The organism is Streptomyces sp. WM6386, assembly GCF_000972385.1.
In the GTDB taxonomy this organism is placed as follows: Bacteria; Actinomycetota; Actinomycetes; order Streptomycetales; family Streptomycetaceae; genus Streptomyces.
Window position 1 is genome coordinate 1 of the sequence record NZ_JXTE01000827.1, and the last position, 301, is coordinate 301.

Consider the following 301-nt stretch of genomic DNA (forward strand, 5'->3'; position numbering starts at 1 on the left):
GTCATCGGGTGGGCTGACGCGGTGGCCCGTCGCGTTGGTCGAGGCGACGGCGCGTTCTCCGGTGGACGCCGTGACCATGATCGAGGACACTGCCGGGGGCTCGGCCCAGTCGGGCGTCAGGTCCGCCACGGTGACGCCGAGTCGGTGCAGGTCGGCTGTGGCACCGAGGCCCAGGGGATGGGAGCCGATCGCGGTGAGCAGGCGGGCGGCGCCGCCCAGGTGGCTGAAGGCCGCGGCCGCGTTCGCCGCCGGGCCGCCCGCGGCGATGATCTGCCGGCGAGACGTCAGCTTCTCGTTGGAG

At 74.4% G+C, this 301-nt stretch carries 1 protein-coding gene; it reads right to left on the reverse strand.

The genetic code is table 11. From position 1 onward, the window contains the following. Positions 1–301, reverse strand: a 301-nt coding sequence (locus TN53_RS43835; RefSeq protein ID WP_046264530.1) for a PfkB family carbohydrate kinase, incomplete at both ends; no start/stop codon positions are given.